This window comes from Arthrobacter antioxidans, from assembly GCF_023100725.1.
In the GTDB taxonomy this organism is placed as follows: domain Bacteria; phylum Actinomycetota; class Actinomycetes; order Actinomycetales; family Micrococcaceae; genus Arthrobacter_D; species Arthrobacter_D antioxidans.
Genome location: NZ_CP095501.1, coordinates 399,040 through 415,823, shown reverse-complemented (window position 1 = coordinate 415,823; position 16,784 = coordinate 399,040). Strand labels below are relative to the sequence as shown.

Sequence of the window (16,784 nt, the reverse complement as noted above, 5' to 3'; positions counted from 1 at the left end):
TCCAGTAACCCACTGTTAACGATGTTCTGGTTGGCTACTGCTGGGGATAGGAATGTCACCTGCGTCACATATGGTGCACATGCCACCACGTCCACTCACCAGGGTCGGCGGGCTTCACTCGCGGCCGCAGTCGCGGCCATCGTCAAGGAGAAGAAAGAACGAATGGCTAATTCGTCATGGAAGGGAGCGCTCTGTGCGGCGCTGTCGGTAGGGCTCATGGCCTCACCGATGATCGCACTGCCGGCCAACGCGGTCGAGACCGCCCCGGGGACGGCGTCCGTCACAGGAGACGGCGTCGTCATCAACGAGGCATACCTCACGGGCGGTTCCACGGGAACGCCCTTCACCAACAAGTACGTGGAGCTCTACAACCCGACCGATGCGCCGGTGAGCCTCGACGGCTGGTCGCTGCAGTACCGCGCACCGGGCTCCGCCGCTACACCGGGTGCCACCGCGCTCCGCGGCACCATCCCCGCCAAGGGCTACTTCCTGGTGCAGGGCGGCAGCAACGGCACAGCCGGTGCCGTGCTGCCCACCCCTGACCTCACCAGCGGATTCAACCCCGGCGCTGCGGGTGGCGTGATCGTCCTGGCGAACCAGGCCACCAGTGTCGGGGCCCTGCCGCTCGGCAGCATCACGGGCACGCCCGGAGTCGTCGACGCCCTGGGCTACGGGACCGCGAACGCCTTCGAGGGCACCGCCGCCACGACACCGGGCGCGGGCAGCACGAAGTCCGCCAACCGCACGGGGTTCGTGGACACGGACGACAACGGCGCCGACTTCACGCTGCAGGACACCACGCCGATGAACGCGACCGGCACCACCGGCACGCCCACGCCGACGCCGACTCCCACGCCGACGCCCACCGATCCTCCGGTGCCCGGCGTCGTCATCCCCATCCGCGACATCCAGGGCACGGGCTCCGCGACGCCCCTGGCCGGACAGACCGTCACCACGCGCGGCAAGGTCACCGCGGCCTACCCGACGGGCGGCTTCGCGGGCTTCTACCTGCAGACCGCCGGCAGCTCGGCAGCCGCCGACCAGACCGCCTCGGATGCCGTCTTCGTCTACTCCCCCGACACCGTCACCTCCGTCGCCGTGGGCGACTACGTGGAGGTCACCGGTACCGCCGGTGAGTTCTTCAACCTGACCCAGCTCACCGTTCCCGCCGGCGGGACCACCAAGGTCACCGAGGCCGCCGAGGAACCTAAGGCCTCCGCCATCGCGCTGCCCGCCACGGATGCCGCGCGTGAAGCAGTCGAGGGCATGCTCTTCCAGCCCGCCGGGGACTTCACCGTCGCCGACAACTACACCCTGAACCAGTACGGCGAGGTTACCCTGGCCGCCGGGGCAGAGCTCCTCCGCCAGCCCACCGACGTCGCCCGCCCGGGCACCCCCGAGAACGCCGCCGTCATCGCCGACAACGCCGCCCGGAGCATCAGGCTCGACGACGGCGCGTCGACGAACTTCTTCACCCAGGTCAACCGCGGCACGGTGCTGCCGTACCTCACACCGTCGCAGCCCGTCCGCGTGGGCTACAGCGCGCAGTTCACCTCGCCGGTGGTCCTCGACTACCGCAACAGCGCGTGGAAGTTCCAGCCGCTGGCCCAGCTCGACGGCGCCAGCCCGGACGGCGTCCAGCCCGTGCAGTTCACGGGCGAGCGCCCCGCCGCCCCCGAGGAGGTCGGCGGGAACGTCAAGATCGCCTCGTTCAACGTGCTGAACTACTTCGCGACCACGGGCGAGCAGCTCACGGGCTGCACCTACAACACGGACCGCGCCGGGAACCCCACCACGGTGCGGGGCGGATGCGATGCGCGCGGCGCCGCGAACCAGGAGAGCTTCGAGCGCCAGGAGGCGAAGATCGTCTCGGCGATCAACGCCCTCGACGCCGATGTCGTCACCCTCATGGAGATCGAGAACTCGGCGAAGTTCGGCAAGGATCGCGACTTCGCCCTCAAGACCCTCGTGGACGCGCTCAACGAGAAGGCTCCCGGCACCTGGGACTACGTCCGCTCCCCCGCGGCCCTGCCGGCGCTGGAGAACGAGGACGTCATCCGCACGGCCCTGATCTACAAGAAGGCCACCGCCGAACCCGTGGGCGAGTCCGTCATCCTCGATGACAACGTGGTGTTCACCAACGCGCGCAAGCCGCTGGCACAGGCCTTCAAGCCCGTCGGCGGGGCCGAGGACGAGACCTTCCTCGCCATCGTCAACCACTTCAAGTCCAAGGGATCCGGCCCGAGCTCCGGGCCCGACGCCGACACCGGCGACGGCCAGGGTGCCTGGAACGCCGCACGCGTGAACCAGGCCCGCGCCCTCGTCGCGTTCGCCGATTCCATGAAGACGGCGGCGAAGACGGACAAGGTCTTCCTGACCGGCGACTTCAACTCCTACACGCAGGAGGACCCCATGCAGGTCCTCTACGAGGCCGGGTACGTCAACCAGGGTGAGAAGGACAACACCTTCTCCTACGTCTTCTCGGGCCTGAGCGGTTCCCTCGACCACATCCTGGCGTCGCCGACGGCGGACGCCACGGTGTCCGGGGTGGACACCTGGAACATCAACTCCGTGGAGTCGGTGGCCCTCGAGTACAGCCGGTACAACAACAACGTCACCGACTACTACCGGGCGGATCCGTACCGCGCCAGCGACCACGACCCCGTGATCGTGGGCCTGGACCTCGCACCGGCTGCCGATACCACCGCGGAACTCAACCTGCTGAACATCAACGACTTCCACGGCCGCATCGACTCCAACACGGTGCGCTTCGCCGGGACCGTCGAGAAGCTCCGCGCCGAGTTCGGCGAGGACAAGACGGCCTTCCTCTCGGCCGGCGACAACATCGGCGCGTCCCTGTTCGCCTCGGCGCTGCAGGACGACCAGCCGACCATCGACGTCCTGAACACCCTGGAGCTCCGCGCATCCGCCGTGGGCAACCACGAGTTCGACACGGGCTTCGACGACCTCACAGGCCGTGTCTCCGACGCCGCGGACTTCCCGTATTTGGGCGCGAACGTCTACACCAAGGGCACCACCGAGCCCGCCCTCGACGAGTACTCGATCATCACGGTCGACGGCGTCGACGTCGCAGTGATCGGTGTCGTGACCGAGGAGACCGCGTCACTCGTCAGCCCCGGCGGCATCGCCACCGTCGACTTCGGTGATCCCGTCGAGGCCGTCAACCGCGTGGCACAGGAGATCGAGGACCAGGACCTCGCCGACGTCATCGTCGCCGAGTACCACGAGGGCGCCGGAGACGGCGCCGTCGAGGGTGCCACCCTGGAGCAGGAAGTAGCGGCCGGCGGAGTGTTCGCCGAGATCGTCACGGAGACGACGCCCCTCGTGGACGCCATCTTCACCGGTCACACGCACAAGCAGTACGCGTGGGACGCCCCCGTCCCCGGTGCCGCAGGCGAGACCCGGCCCATCCTCCAGACCGGGTCCTACGGCGAGTTCGTCGGCCAGATCACGCTGACCGTCGACACCGCGACGAACGACGTCGAGTCCTATACGGCCCGCAACGTCGCCCGCTCCACCGAGACGGACGCAGCCCTCGTGGCCGCCTACCCGCGCGTCGCCGCCGTGAAGACCATCGTCGACGCGGCCCTCGCGCAGGCGAAGGTCATCGGCGACCAGCCGGTCGGCGCGGTCACCGGGGACATCACCACGGCCTTCACGGGTGCAACCCGTGACGACCGCGCCAGCGAGTCCACCCTGGGCAACCTCGTCGCCGACTCGCTGCGGGCCAGCCTCGCACCGGCCGAGCGCGGCGGTGCGCAGATCGGCGTCGTCAACCCGGGCGGGCTCCGCAACGAGCTCTACTACGCACCCGACGGCGTCGTGACGTTCGCCGAGGCGAATGCGGTGCTGCCGTTCGTCAACGACCTCTGGACCACCACCCTGACCGGTGCGCAGTTCAAGGCGATGCTCGAGCAGCAGTGGCAGCCGGACGGCAACTCGCGGTCCTTCCTGGCCCTCGGCCTGTCGGACAACGTGAGCGTCACCTACGACCCGGCCCTCGCGCGGGGTTCGCGGATCACCTCGGTCACGATCGACGGAGCACCGCTCGATCCCGCCAAGGACTACCGGATCGGCACCTTCAGCTTCCTGGCGCAGGGCGGCGACAACTTCACGGTCTTCCGTGAGGGCACCGACACCCGCGAGTCGGGACTCGTGGACCGCGACGCGTGGATCGACTACGTGCGCGCCAACAGCCCGCTGTCGCCGTCGTTCGACCGCCGCAGCGTGCAGGTGCAGGGCGCCCCGACCACGGTGAAGGCCGGCACCGCCGTCTCCTTCACGGTGTCGAAGCTGGATCTCACCTCCCTCGGCAGCCCGACCAACACGACGCTGTCCGCCAGCTTCGTAGCGGCGAACGGCACGGCCACCGACCTCGGCAGTGTCCCGGTCACGGGCGGCAGCGCCACGGTGAACCTCACGGTTCCCGCGACGGCCGACGGCCAGGGGCGGATCGTCCTGACGGCCGCACCGAGCGCGACGACGGTGACCCTGCCGGTCACGGTCGAGGCCGTCACGCCGACGGAACCGCCGGCGCCTGAGAAGCCCGTCAAGCCCGTCAAGCCGGAGAAGCCGGTCAAGCCGATCAAGCCCGGTAAGCCGGCCTGCTCCAAGCCGACCCCTCCGGCCGAGGGCGCGAACAACGGCAGCTGGGTCAGCTACCGCGCGCACCTGGCGAACTACGACCGCTGCCTCAAAGGCTAGGTCGATCGCCGGTCGCTCCCCGACCGGTCGGGTATGACAGAGGGACTCCCGCCAGCACGATGCAGGCGGGGGTCCCTCTGTCATTGAGTGGGCCTGTCGCGGGCCCGGCGGTCCGTCCGGCCGACCGCCCCCTATCGGAAGGCCCGGCTGTCAGCCCGCCGTCGACACGTCAGCCCGCGGTCGAGGCCTCGGTCATCTGGGCCTCCGCGTGCCGCTCGCCCGACGGTGGCACCGCGTCCGACGCCCGCTCCAGGACGGCGCCCGCGATGGTGTCGGCGTCGAGGAGGGTCCTGCTGCCTGCCGCCAGTGCCACGCCGGCCTGCGCGGCGATGGCCGTGCCCCACTGCACGGACGTGAGCTGGAGACCGATGACGAAGAGGGATCCCTGCTCCCGGCCGGACCGGTCGACGGCCCGGTACGGGGGCGGAGTGACATCCAGCCCGTCGGAGGTGACGGGGATACCGTCATCCCCCATGGACGTCGCCGGCCGGACGGTCCCCTGCTGCAGCAGCTGGCGCATCAGCGGGGAGAGGCTCGTGGACACCCGGTTCGCCGGCATCATCGCCTCGACGAGATAGCGCGCGGTGAACGAGTCCCCCGGGACCCACGGCGAGGCCGCGCGGAACAGACCGGCTTCGGGGTCGAAGCCGAATCCGGGATTGGGCCCGACGAAGCGGACGATCCCGGCCCGGACGAGCGCCGCGAGCTGTGCGATGCGCAGCGGGGGCGGGCCGCTCGCCAGGCCCTCGACCAGTGGCTCGAACCATCCGCGCAGTTCGGCATTCCACGACGAGGCGGAGATCCCCCCGTCCGCCACGGCCTGCTTGATCACCGTCCGCCCGGCGTTCAGGGCGCCGATCGCCATCTTGAGCGGGTCGTCCTCGCCCCTCGCCGACCCCGCGGCGTCCGCGTCGAGATAGGCGAGCACGGCCGCGGTGAAGGCGTCCCCGTCCTCGAAGCGACGCCCGGCGAAGGGGTGGGCCAGGGCTTCGACATCGAGCCGCAGGTCCTCGGGCACGGACCGCGCGATGACCCGTCCGGCGGCGGCCTCCCAGTCCGGTCCCTCCGTCGCGAGAGCGGCGTCGAGTGCGGTGAGGAACGCCGCGGGCGGTGTGAGGAGCCCCCCGGGGGCGGTGCGGCCGAGGGTCGAGTAGTAGGCCCACAGCACATCGCGGTGCAGCAGGGGCCAGAGGTCGTGGTCGAAGCCGGGCTGGACGCCGGACGCCCGGAACGCGAGGGCTCGCTCGGGAGTGCAGTAGCGCAGGACGACGCTGCGCGGGAAGTAGGAGTCGAGGTCCGCCTTGGCCCGGTAGGGAACGCCGCGCCGGGAGGCGGCCACGAGGCGGGGCTCCTTCCCGGACGGCGTATAGGCGAGCCGCCCGTCGTCCCCGCTGGAGAACCGACCGCCGCGACCCTCCGTCAGCTGGATCATGGCGTCGAAGAAGTTGAGCCCGAGCCCCCGGACCAGCACGGTCTTCCCTGCGGGAAGACGGTGCCAGGAGACATCGGCCGGGACGGCGGGCGGCCAGTACTGCAGGCCGTGCCGGGCTGCGGCGTCCTGGAGCCGGCCCTGCTCCGGGGTGAGCGTCGCCGCGAGATGGCCGAGGGCCAGGACCACGTCGTCGGCGTCGACCCGGGAGCCGTCGTCGAGCGTGATCCGCCACTCCCGGCCGCCGTGCGGGACGGAACCGTCGCCGCGTCGGACAGAAGCGTCGCCGCGTGGGGCTGGACCGTCTCCCTGCGGGGCGGAACCGTTGCAATCGAGGCTCACCGCCTCGTTGCGGTGGTGGACCACGGTGACGCTCGACGGCGCCGCCTCCACCACCTCGGTGAACACCCAGGCGAGGTACCGGCCGTAGAGCGCCCTGCTCGGGAAGTCCCGCGAGGCGAGTCCCGCGCATTCCGCCGCGTCGTCGTCGTCGAGCCCGGGGACGAGGCCCGCGACCGCACGTTCGCGCCAGGCGTCGAAGGACAACCCCACGGGTGCCGGGGCGATGCTCGCGGCCGGGGCGCCGACCGGCACCACCGTCGGGTACAGGCAGGGCGTGTTCATCAGGAAGAGCCGCGACTGGTCCGGCCGCCAGACGTGGCCCGGCCCGGGGTCGTGCGGTTCGACGACGCGGATGACGAGCGCGGGAGCCGACCCTCCGAGCGCCCGATGCCGGGCGATCAGCCGCTCGACCACGGAGGTGCCGCGGGGCCCGCCGCCGATGACGGCCACCTGCCGTGCGTCCTGGTTCTCCACCTGTCAAGAGTATCCAACGCGGCCGCCGTCCCGGTCCGCCGGACTCCCGGGCTTTGGTGGGGCTTCCGCGTCCCTGCATAGGATGGGCGCATGACGCTGCACACGGATGACCCGGCCATGACGGACGACCCCTTCCTCTGGCTGGAGGACATCTATGGTGAGCGGCAGCTCGACTGGGTGCGCGGCGAGAACGCCCTGACGGAGGACGCCCTCGTGACGCCTGACTTCGGGGTCCGCGAGCGCGGGATCCTCGAAGTGCTCGACTCCACCGACCGCATCCCCATGGTGGGCAAGCACGGCGATTTCTACTACAACTTCTGGCGCGACGCCGCGCATCGGCAGGGCATCTGGCGCCGCACGAGTTGGGAGAGCTACCCCTCGGACGCCCCGGAGTGGGAGCTCCTGCTCGACGTCGACGCCCTGAGTGCCGCCGAGGGCACGGAATGGGTCTGGGGCGGTGCGCTCTTCCTGCGCCCCGACAGCGGCGAACCCCACGAGCGGGTCCTCGTGGTGCTCTCCCCCGACGGGGGCGACGCCGCGCGGTACCGCGAGTTCCACCTCGGAACCCTGGCCTTCGTGGACGGTGGGTTCGACATCCCGGCGGCCAAGAGCCGCATCTCGTGGGCGGGGCCGGACACCCTGTATGTCGGGACCGACTTCGGCCCGGGCTCGATGACGTCGAGTTCCTACCCGCGGACCGTCCGCACCCTGCAGCGCGGCGCCGGCCTGGACGACGCCCAGGAGTACTTCGGCGTGGACGAGGACCACATGATGGCCATGGTCCTGCACGACGCCACGCCCGGCTTCGTGCGCGACGTCGCCGTCGACACGATCGACTTCTACACGCGGCGCACCTACGTCCGGCGCGACGGTTCGTGGCTGCCGATCGAGGTGCCGGAGGACGCGAGCATCTCCCTGCACCGCGAGTGGCTGATCGTGCGGCCCCGCACCGACTGGACCGTCGCCGGCACCACGCATACCGCCGGATCGCTGCTCGTCATCGGCTTCGACGCGTTCCTCGCCGGTGGCCGCTCCTTCGCCACAGTGTTCGCGCCGGACGCCACGACGTCCCTGCAGTCCTGGAGCTGGACCCGGGACCACCTGCTGCTGAACCTGCTGCGCGACGTCTCCTCGGAGATCCGCATCCTCGACCCCGCGCAGGGCTGGACGGCGGAACTCCTCGACGCCTGCCCGCCGCTGCACTCGGTGGACGCCTACGCCGTCGACGACGAGGACGAGGACGAGGACGCCGGTAACGACTACTGGCTGATCGCCACCGGTTTCCTCACCCCCTCGACGCTGTACCGCGGGACGATCGGCGGGAACCACACCGCCGTCAAGTCGTCGCCGTCGTACTTCGACGAGGACCGCTTCGCGGTCGAGCAGCACTTCGCCGTCTCCAGCGACGGCACGCGCGTCCCGTACTTCCAGATCGCATCGAAGGACCTGGTGCTCGACGGCGGCAACCCCACCCTGCTCTCCGGATACGGCGGGTTCGAGCACTCCATGACGCCCGCCTACAGCGGCGTGATCGGCCGCGGCTGGCTGGAACGCGTCACCGACGACGGCCGTGCCGGTGTGTACGTGCTGGCGAACATCCGCGGCGGCGGCGAGTACGGTCCGGCGTGGCACCGTGCAGCGCTGCACGCCGACCGGCACCGCGCGTACGAGGACTTCGCGGCGATCGCCGAGGACCTGGTGCGGCGGGGCGTCACGGCACCGTCACTGCTGGGCTGCACCGGGCGGAGCAACGGCGGGCTGCTCGTGGGCAACATGCTCACCACCTACCCGCACCTGTTCGGCGCCGTCTCCTGCGGCGTCCCGCTGCTGGACATGCGCCGGTACACGAAGCTCTCCGCGGGGTACTCGTGGATCGCCGAGTACGGCGACCCGGACAAGCCCGAGGAGTGGGAGTACGTGCGGACGTTCTCGCCGTACCACCTGCTGCGCGAGGACACGGCCTACCCGAAGACCCTGATCTGGACGGCGACGAGCGACGACCGTGTGGGACCCGTCCAGGCCCGCAAGATGGCCGCGCGGATGAAGGACCTGGGCGCCCGGGACGTCTGGTTCCACGAGGCGCTCGAGGGCGGGCATGCGGGTGCCGCGGACAACCGGCAGGCCGCGAGGATGCATGCGATGAGCTTCGAGTTCCTGTGGCGGGCCCTGACGGGATCCCTCTGATCGGCGGCAGCACGTGGTCGGAGCTCATCCGGTCGCCCCGCCGCCGGCCCGTCCGGGGCCGGGCGCCTGTTTTGCTCTTGCCGTCCCCTTCTGGGTAACCTTGGGAAGCTAGCGATAGCCGATGGAGACGTGCCAGAGCGGCCGAATGGGCTTCACTGCTAATGAAGTGTGGGCCTAAAGCCTACCGGGGGTTCAAATCCCCCCGTCTCCGCTGGAAGAGCCCCTAGAAATAGGGGCTCTTTTTTCGTCTCCCGCACGATCCGCGACGCCGGGACCCTATGTCGCGGGTCGGGGACGACGCCGGCTCGGCGCCGTCCTGTCCCCGGACCCGATGGCAGCCGGGGCCCGGGAGCCTGCCAGCAGGAGCACCAGGGCCACGACGTAGGCAGCCAGGATGGGCGGCTCGCCGGGGTCGGCGGCCGTGGCACCTTGGATGCCGGCCCGGGACTGGAAGGCGAGCTGCGCCATGTAGCCCACCTGCTGCAGCGTGCCGGACACCAGGAGGGTTCCGCCCAGGAGGTAACCCCAGGGTTGCTGCCGCCACAGCTGCACCGCTGCGAGGAGGTAGGCCGGCACCATCAGGACGAGGTCTGCGGCATAGGACAGGTGCAGGCCGGAGACCGGCTGGACGATCAGGCCTGCCGGCGGGACTGCTCCGGTCAAAGCGAACCGGGACGCGTAGTACGTCCAGATGCCGCCCAGCCCGAGGCCCAGCAGACCCAGGACGACCGCTGCTGCTCGGACGGGGACGCGATGCCGGAACCGCCGGGCGAACCCCTCCCTGTCCGCGCCGCCCAGGGCCAGGACCAAGGCGTAGATGGCCATGGCCAGGACGGCCACGTGGAGCAGGAAGGTAGCGGTGAACCCCAGCCCGAACACGAACAGCGCGTAGGTGTACAGGGTGTAGGCCAACGTCCCGGTCCAGAGCACCCGACCCCGCAGCGATCCCCTGCCGGCCAGCCACAGCGAGCCCGCCAGCGCCGGCACGGCCACGGCGAGGTTGACCGCGTCCAGGCCCCGGACCATGGCCACCACCGACGGCGGCTCCTGGTACAGGCCACGCACCGTCAGACCGAGCAGGCTGGAGGCCACCATCAGGGCGACGATGGCAGCGGTCAGCAGCCGCGGGACCCGTCCGGGCTGAGCAGGCAGGACAGTGCCCGGCGGGTCGGCCGGGGCGGGCGCTCGGCCATCGGCACCGCGGCGGGCACGGCCGGCGTCGTCGGGTGCGTGTGCCGAGCTGCCGAGACGCGACCGAGCGCGCCGCACGAAGGCCGTTGCCCTGGCGGCCGCCGTGCGACACAGGGCGCTCAGGCGTCGGGGCAAGGATTCCTCGGCGAGGGGAGGGAAGCTCATACGGATCACGCTCCGGATGCAGGTGAGGGCACGACGACGACCGGGCCGCGATGGGGAACCGGCGGGGCAGACACCAGCATCACCGGCCTCCACTGCGCCGGGCAGGGTCCAACGTCCCGACCCGCAGACAGCCCCGCGGACGACGAGGACGACGACCTGAGCGCTACGCCTCGGGCACCAGCGTGAACGGCAGCACCGCCGACGCCTCGGCGCTCACACTCAGCACCGCCGACGCCTCGGCGCTCCACACTCAGCACTACCGACGTCTCGGCGCCCTACACCCACCGCCGACGCCCGGGCGCTCCGCCTGGGCGATACGCCTTGCGCGCTATGCCTTGAGGGCCAGCGCGAACGGCAGCACCCCGGACGCCCCGGCGGCGCGCAGCGCCCGCCCGGCCTCCGTGATGGTCCACCGGCTGTCCGCGAAGTCGTCGACGAGCAGCACCGGTCCGGGGTTCGCCGCGAACCACGCGGCGCCCTCGTCCGGGACGGCGAAGTGGTCCCACACCGAGGCGAGGCGGAACGCGCTGTTGCCGCCGGGCTGCCCCTGGGGGAAGCCGTGCGGCGTGGTCAGCTGCCCGAGATAGGGGATGCGGCCCACGCCCGCGAGCGCCTGCGCCAGGGACCCGATGAGCTGGGGACGCCGCCGGGACGGCACGCTGACGACGGCCACGGGCCGCTCCTCCCAGCCCCACTGGGCCAGCACGCGGACGACCGCTTCGACGACCGCAGGATCGAGCGGGGCGTCGGGTGTCGCGTCCGCGAGGAGTTCGCGGAGCCTGTTGCCCCAGCCGAGGTCGGTGAGGCGGGCGAGGGCGCGGCCCGGCCGACTGACTTCGCCCGGCTTCAGCTTCCCCTTGAGCGGCACACCGAGCTTGTCCATGCCGGAGGGCCACTGGCCGCGGGGCTCGAGCTCCACCCCGACCCTGCTGAGGGCCTGGTTCGCGGAGTCGGACGCCTCGTGGGCCACCTCGTCCGAGTACCAGGGGCTGGCGCAGTTGTCGCAGCGGCCGCAGGGGGTGGCGGCGGGGTCGTCGAGGGAGCGCGAGAGGAACTCCATGCGGCATGCCGTGGTGGTCTCGTAGTCGAGCATCGCCTTCTGTTCCACGACGCGCGCCTCGCTGATGCGGCGGTACCGCTCGGCGTCGTACTCCCAGGTTGCCCCGGTGCCCTCCCACCCGCCGGTGACCTTGCGGACCGCGCCGTCGACGTCGAGCACCTTGAGCAGCAACTCCAGCGGCGAGCGCTTCAGGTTCACCCGGGTCTCGAGCGCGGGGGTGGACAGGACGACACCGGGCTGGAGGGCCTCGATCACCCGGAGGGCGGCGTCCTGGGACGGCATCGAGGCGGTGGCGAAGTACTCCCAGATGTCGCGGTCCTCCGCGCCGGGCAGCAGCAGGACGTCGGCGTTGGGCGTTCCGCGCCCGGCGCGGCCGACCTGCTGGTAGTAGGCGACCGGGGACGAGGGCGCCCCGAGATGCACCACGAAGCCGAGGTCGGGCTTGTCGAAGCCCATGCCCAGGGCGCTCGTGGCCACCAGGGCCTTCACCTCGTTGTTCTTGAGGGCTGCCTCGGCGGCCTCCCGGTCGGCCGGATCGGTGCGCCCGGTGTAGGCGCGGACCGCGTGGCCGTTCTCCCGCAGGAGACGGGCGGTGTCCTCCGCGGCGGAGACCGTGAGGGCGTAGATGATGCCGCTCCCCGGCAGGTCCGAGAGGTGGGTGAGGAGCCAGGCAAGACGCGACCGCGGGCTCGGCAGCCGCAGGACCCCGAGCCGGAGGGACTTCCTGGCCAGCTCCCCGCGCAGCGTGAAGACGTCCGTGCCGCCCGCGCCCAACTGCTCCTCGACGTCCTTCACCACGCGGGAGTTGGCGGTCGCCGTCGTGGCCAGGACGGGCACCCCGGCGGGAAGGCCCATGATCAGCTCGCGCAGGCGCCGGTAGTCCGGCCGGAAGTCGTGCCCCCAGTCGGAGATGCAGTGGGCCTCGTCGATCACGAGCAGGCCCGTCCGCCGCATGAGTTCCGGCAGGTGCTGCTCGCGGAAGGACGGGTTGTTGAGGCGCTCGGGCGAGACGAGGAGGACATCCACCTCGTTGGCCTGCAGCTTCGCGGTGATGTCCTGCCACTCGGTCTGGTTGGCCGAATTGATGGCTTCCGCCCGGACACCTGCCCTGGCCGCGGCCGCGACCTGGTCCCGCATCAGCGCGAGGAGCGGCGAGACGATCAGGGTGGGGCCCGCGCCGCGCGCACGCAGGAGCAGGCTCGCGACGAAGTACACGGCCGATTTGCCCCACCCGGTGCGCTGGACCACCAGCGCGCGCCGACCGCCCTCCACGAGGGCCTCGATGGCCTCGAACTGTCCCTCGTGGAACCGTGCGTCCGGCGACCCGACGAGGGTGGTCAGGATTTCGGTGGCTTGTTCGTTCAGCGTGGTGGTCGGCGACATCTCCCCAGTATCCCAGCCGCCTCCCCCACTCACCGTGGTGCGACCGCTATGTGCACAACGGTCGCTCCGGCACCACCCGATACACTTCCAGACGTGACTACAACCTTCGATCTCTCTGCATCCTTCAAGGCCTACGACGTCCGCGGCATCGTCGGCGAGACCATCACCGTCGACTCCGTCCGGGCGGTCGGAGCAGCCTTCGTCGACTCGCTGGAGCTGGCCGGCGAGACCATCCTCGTCGGCGGGGACATGCGGCCGTCGTCGCCCGAGTTCTCGAAGGCGTTCGCCGAGGGCGCCACCCGCCGCGGGGCGGACGTGGTCCACCTCGACCTCATCTCCACCGACGAGCTCTACTACGCCAGCGGCACCCTGAACGCGGCCGGCGTGACGTTCACCGCCAGCCACAATCCGGCCCAGTACAACGGGATGAAGATGACGCGCCCCGGCGCCGTCCCCGTGTCCTCCGAGACGGGCCTCAACGACGTGCAGGAACGCGCCGAACGCTACCTCTCCGAGGGCTCGATCCCCGCCGTCACGGTGCAGGGCACCATCGGCGTCCGCGATGTCCTCGAGGAGTACTCGCGGTTCCTGCGCGCCCAGGTGGACCTCTCGTCGTCGCGCCCGCTCAAGATCGTGGTGGACGCCGGCAACGGCATGGCGGGCCTGACCACCCCCGCCGTCCTCGGCGACAAGATCCTTCCGGCCCTGCCGTTCGAGATCGTGCCCCTCTACTTCGAGCTGGACGGCTCGTTCCCCAACCACCCCGCCAACCCGCTCGAGCCGGAGAACCTCCGCGACCTGCAGGCCGCCGTCGTCGAGCACGGCGCGGACATCGGGATCGCGTTCGACGGCGACGCCGACCGCTGCTTCATCATCGACGAGCTCGGCCAGCCCGTCTCACCCAGCGCCATCACCGCGATGGTCGCCCGCCGCGAGATAGCCCGCGCGCAGGCCGCCGGCGAGGCCGAACCCGTGATCATCCACAACCTCATCACCTCGCGCGCGGTGCCGGAACTGATCAGGCACGACGGCGGCCGTCCGGTCCGCACGCGCGTGGGCCACTCCTTCATTAAGGCCGTCATGGCGAAGGAGGGCGCCGTCTTCGGCGGCGAGCACTCCGCCCACTACTACTTCCGGGACTTCTGGAACGCGGATACGGGGATGCTCGCTGCGATGCACGTCCTCGCGGCCCTCGGCGAGCAGGACGGGCCGCTCTCGGAGCTGGGCCGCGAGTACGAGCCCTACTTCTCCTCGGGCGAGGTCAACTCGAAGGTCGAGGACCTCACGGCCTCCATCGCCCGGGGGCGCGCCGAGTTCGAGCAGGAGGGCGTGGTCGTCGACGACCTCGACGGACTGACCTTCACTCCGGACCACGGCGACTGGTGGTTCAACCTGCGCCCCTCGAACACCGAGCCGTACCTCCGGCTCAATGCCGAGGCCGTGGATCCCCGGACGCTCCAGGACCTCGTGCAGCGCGTCCTCGGGGTCATCCGCGACTGACCCTCCCGCGCCTCACCGCTGAACGTACACGTGTGGCGGGTCCCATCGTTCAGGACCCGCCACAGCTGCGCACTCACGGACGGACCGGCCCCGTCAGCCCGGCCGAAGCCCGTCAGGAAACGCTGAAGCGTTCCTTCAGCTCGTCGAGCTGCCCACGGAGCTCATCGGGCAGGGACTCGCCGAAGCGGTCGTACCACTGCTCGATGCCCTGGAGTTCCTCGGCCCATTCGGTGGCGTCGACGTGCACGGCCGCCTCCACCTCGGCCGGCGTCATGTCCAGGCCCGTGAGGTCCAGCGACTCCCCCGTGGGGACGAAACCGATGGGCGTCTCGACGGCGTCCGCCGTGCCCTCGAGCCGTTCGATGACCCACTTGAGCACCCGCGAGTTGTCGCCGAAGCCGGGCCAGGCGAAGCCGCCGGACGCGGTGCGGCGGAACCAGTTGACGAGGAAGATCTTCGGCAGGCGCGCCTGGTCCGCGCCGGCGCTGAGGGTGAGCCAGTGCCGGAGGTAGTCGCCGGCGTCGTAGCCGATGAAGGGCAGCATGGCCATGGGGTCGCGGCGGACGCGGCCCACCTCGCCCGCGGCCGCGGCCGTGGTCTCCGACGACAGCGTCGACCCCATGAAGATGCCGTTCGCCCAGTTGCGGGACTGCGTGACGAGGGGGACCGTCGTCTTGCGGCGTCCGCCGAAGAGGATGGCCGAGAGCTCGACGCCGTCCGGCCGGTTGAACTCCTCGGCGAGCATGTCGATCTGGTCGATCGGCGTGCAGAACCGGGCATTCGGGTGCGCTGCGGTGTGGCCCATGTCCGGTGTCCAGTCACGGCCCTGCCAGTCCGTGAGGTGGGCCGGCACCTCCTCGGTCATGCCCTCCCACCAGACACCGCCGTCGTCGGTGAGGGCGACGTTCGTGAAGACCGAGTTGCCCTTGGCGATGGCGCGCATCGCGTTCGGGTTGGTGTGCCAGCCGGTGCCGGGGGCGACGCCGAAGAGGCCCGCCTCGGGATTGACGGCCCGCAGCTCACCCTCCTTGCCGAAGCGCATCCAGGTGATGTCGTCTCCCAGGGTCTCGACCTTCCAGCCGTCGATCGTGGGATCGAGCAGTGCGAGGTTCGTCTTGCCGCACGCCGAGGGGAACGCCGCGGAGAGGTAGTAGGTCCTGTCCTGGGGTGAGGTGAGCTTGAGGATCAGCATGTGCTCGGCCAGCCACCCCTCGTCGCGGGCCATGACGGACGCGATCCGCAGCGCGTAGCACTTCTTGCCGAGCAGGGCGTTGCCGCCGTAGCCGGAGCCGTAGGACCAGATGGAGCGCTCCTCGGGGAAGTGGACGATCCACTTGTCCTCGTTGCAGGGCCACGGGACGTCGGCCTCGCCCTCGGCAAGGGGTGCGCCGAGCGAGTGGAGCGCGGGCACGAACGCGGCATCGAGTTCGGTCATGCGGTCCAGGACGGGGGTGCCGATGGTCGCCATGATGCGCATGGAGGTCACGACGTAGGCGCTGTCGGTGATCTCGACGCCGAACTTGGGGTCCTCGGCGTCGAGGTGGCCCATGACGAACGGGATGACGTACATGGTGCGGCCGCGCATGGCCCCGGTGAACAGGCCGGTGAGCTTCACCTTCATCTCCGCCGGATCCATCCAGTTGTTCGTGAAGCCCGCTTCCCGCTCGTCGGCGGAGCAGATGAACGTCTGCTCCTCCACCCGCGCCACGTCCCGGGGGTCCGAGAACGCCGCGAAGGAGTTGGGGAACGTCTCCGGGTTGAGCCGGATGAATGTCCCGCTCTCGACCAGCCCGTCCGAGAGACGCCGGTTCTCGGCCTCCGACCCGTCCACCCAGACGACGTCGGCGGGCTGCGTCAGCTGCCGTACCTCCTCGACCCACGCGAGCAGGGCCCGGTGGGTGGTCGGCGCATTGGGGGGTGTGTCGACCGTGAGCTGTCGTACGGGATCGCCCATTACTCTTCCCTTCGTTGGGTGGCTGGTGTCTACCGATGCTAGGGGCGGGATATTTCATGCAAGGGTCCGTCCGCCGGAACGCCAGGCCCGGGCGGACGGCTTTCCGCGCCAGAGAGCCGATGTCCAGCGCTTACGTTACGCACTGGTGTGACGAAGGTCACCTAGACCGGTCTACTGGCCCGTGACCGACCGGGCGATTAGGCGCCGCAGCCAATCCACGCTAGAGTTATTTACGGCCAAACGGCCGGTTTGTAGGAGTCATTCGCAGTGCGAATCGACGGACTACGAATGCGTGCGTAGCTCAACGGATAGAGCATCTGACTACGGATCAGAAGGTTGGGGGTTCGAATCCCTTCGCGCGCACCACGGTCGATGCA

7 protein-coding genes and 2 tRNA genes are annotated in these 16,784 nt (G+C 70.5%); 5 read left to right on the top strand and 4 right to left on the bottom strand.

The window, feature by feature from the left end; all coding sequences use genetic code 11:
- Positions 1-162 precede the first annotated feature (162 nt).
- Positions 163-4,725 carry an ExeM/NucH family extracellular endonuclease gene (locus MWM45_RS02020; RefSeq protein WP_247827912.1) on the top strand — a complete coding sequence of 1,521 codons (4,563 nt, stop codon included), beginning with the start codon at positions 163-165 and terminating at the stop codon, positions 4,723-4,725.
- Between the two features lie 169 nt (positions 4,726-4,894).
- Here the strand turns inward: MWM45_RS02020 and MWM45_RS02015 are convergent, their stop codons facing one another.
- A complete protein-coding gene (locus MWM45_RS02015; RefSeq protein ID WP_247827911.1) occupies positions 4,895-6,970 on the bottom strand; it encodes an FAD/NAD(P)-binding protein in 2,076 nt (691 codons plus the stop codon).
- A gap of 90 nt (positions 6,971-7,060) precedes the next feature.
- Here MWM45_RS02015 and MWM45_RS02010 point away from each other — a divergent pair, with 90 nt between their 5' ends.
- Positions 7,061-9,154 carry a prolyl oligopeptidase family serine peptidase gene (locus MWM45_RS02010; protein ID WP_247827910.1) on the top strand — a complete coding sequence of 698 codons (2,094 nt, stop codon included), beginning with the start codon at positions 7,061-7,063 and terminating at the stop codon, positions 9,152-9,154.
- Positions 9,155-9,277: 123 nt separating this feature from the next.
- A tRNA-Ser gene (locus tag MWM45_RS02005) sits at positions 9,278-9,365 on the top strand.
- Positions 9,366-9,430: 65 nt separating this feature from the next.
- On the opposite strand, the gene MWM45_RS02000 is transcribed toward MWM45_RS02005, so the two are convergent.
- Together MWM45_RS02000 and MWM45_RS01995 are read right to left on the bottom strand one after the other, a co-directional pair.
- Positions 9,431-10,510, bottom strand: coding sequence for a hypothetical protein (locus MWM45_RS02000; RefSeq protein WP_247827909.1), 1,080 nt, complete (start codon positions 10,508-10,510; stop codon positions 9,431-9,433).
- Between the two features lie 328 nt (positions 10,511-10,838).
- Positions 10,839-12,953 carry a RecQ family ATP-dependent DNA helicase gene (locus MWM45_RS01995; protein ID WP_247827908.1) on the bottom strand — a complete coding sequence of 705 codons (2,115 nt, stop codon included), beginning with the start codon at positions 12,951-12,953 and terminating at the stop codon, positions 10,839-10,841.
- A gap of 48 nt (positions 12,954-13,001) precedes the next feature.
- On the opposite strand from MWM45_RS01995, the gene MWM45_RS01990 reads away from it, so the two are divergent.
- Positions 13,002-14,453, top strand: coding sequence for a phosphomannomutase/phosphoglucomutase (locus tag MWM45_RS01990; protein ID WP_247827907.1), 1,452 nt, complete (start codon positions 13,002-13,004; stop codon positions 14,451-14,453).
- Positions 14,454-14,565: 112 nt separating this feature from the next.
- Here the strand turns inward: MWM45_RS01990 and MWM45_RS01985 are convergent, their stop codons facing one another.
- Positions 14,566-16,407, bottom strand: coding sequence for a phosphoenolpyruvate carboxykinase (GTP) (locus tag MWM45_RS01985; protein ID WP_247827906.1), 1,842 nt, complete (start codon positions 16,405-16,407; stop codon positions 14,566-14,568).
- Positions 16,408-16,697: 290 nt separating this feature from the next.
- On the opposite strand from MWM45_RS01985, the gene MWM45_RS01980 reads away from it, so the two are divergent.
- Positions 16,698-16,773, top strand: a tRNA-Arg gene (locus tag MWM45_RS01980).
- The last annotated feature ends 11 nt before the right edge of the window (positions 16,774-16,784 follow it).

Excerpts from the sequence above, each read along its gene's own strand:
- MWM45_RS02020 (WP_247827912.1), top strand. The coding sequence starts at position 163 with ATGGCTAATTCGTCATGGAAGGGAGCGCTCTGTGCGGCGCTGTCGGTA.
- MWM45_RS02010 (WP_247827910.1), top strand. The coding sequence starts at position 7,061 with ATGACGCTGCACACGGATGACCCGGCCATGACGGACGACCCCTTCCTC.
- MWM45_RS02000 (WP_247827909.1), bottom strand. The coding sequence starts at position 10,510 with ATGAGCTTCCCTCCCCTCGCCGAGGAATCCTTGCCCCGACGCCTGAGC.
- MWM45_RS01995 (WP_247827908.1), bottom strand. The coding sequence starts at position 12,953 with ATGTCGCCGACCACCACGCTGAACGAACAAGCCACCGAAATCCTGACC.
- MWM45_RS01990 (WP_247827907.1), top strand. The coding sequence starts at position 13,002 with ATGTGCACAACGGTCGCTCCGGCACCACCCGATACACTTCCAGACGTG.
- MWM45_RS01985 (WP_247827906.1), bottom strand. The coding sequence starts at position 16,407 with ATGGGCGATCCCGTACGACAGCTCACGGTCGACACACCCCCCAATGCG.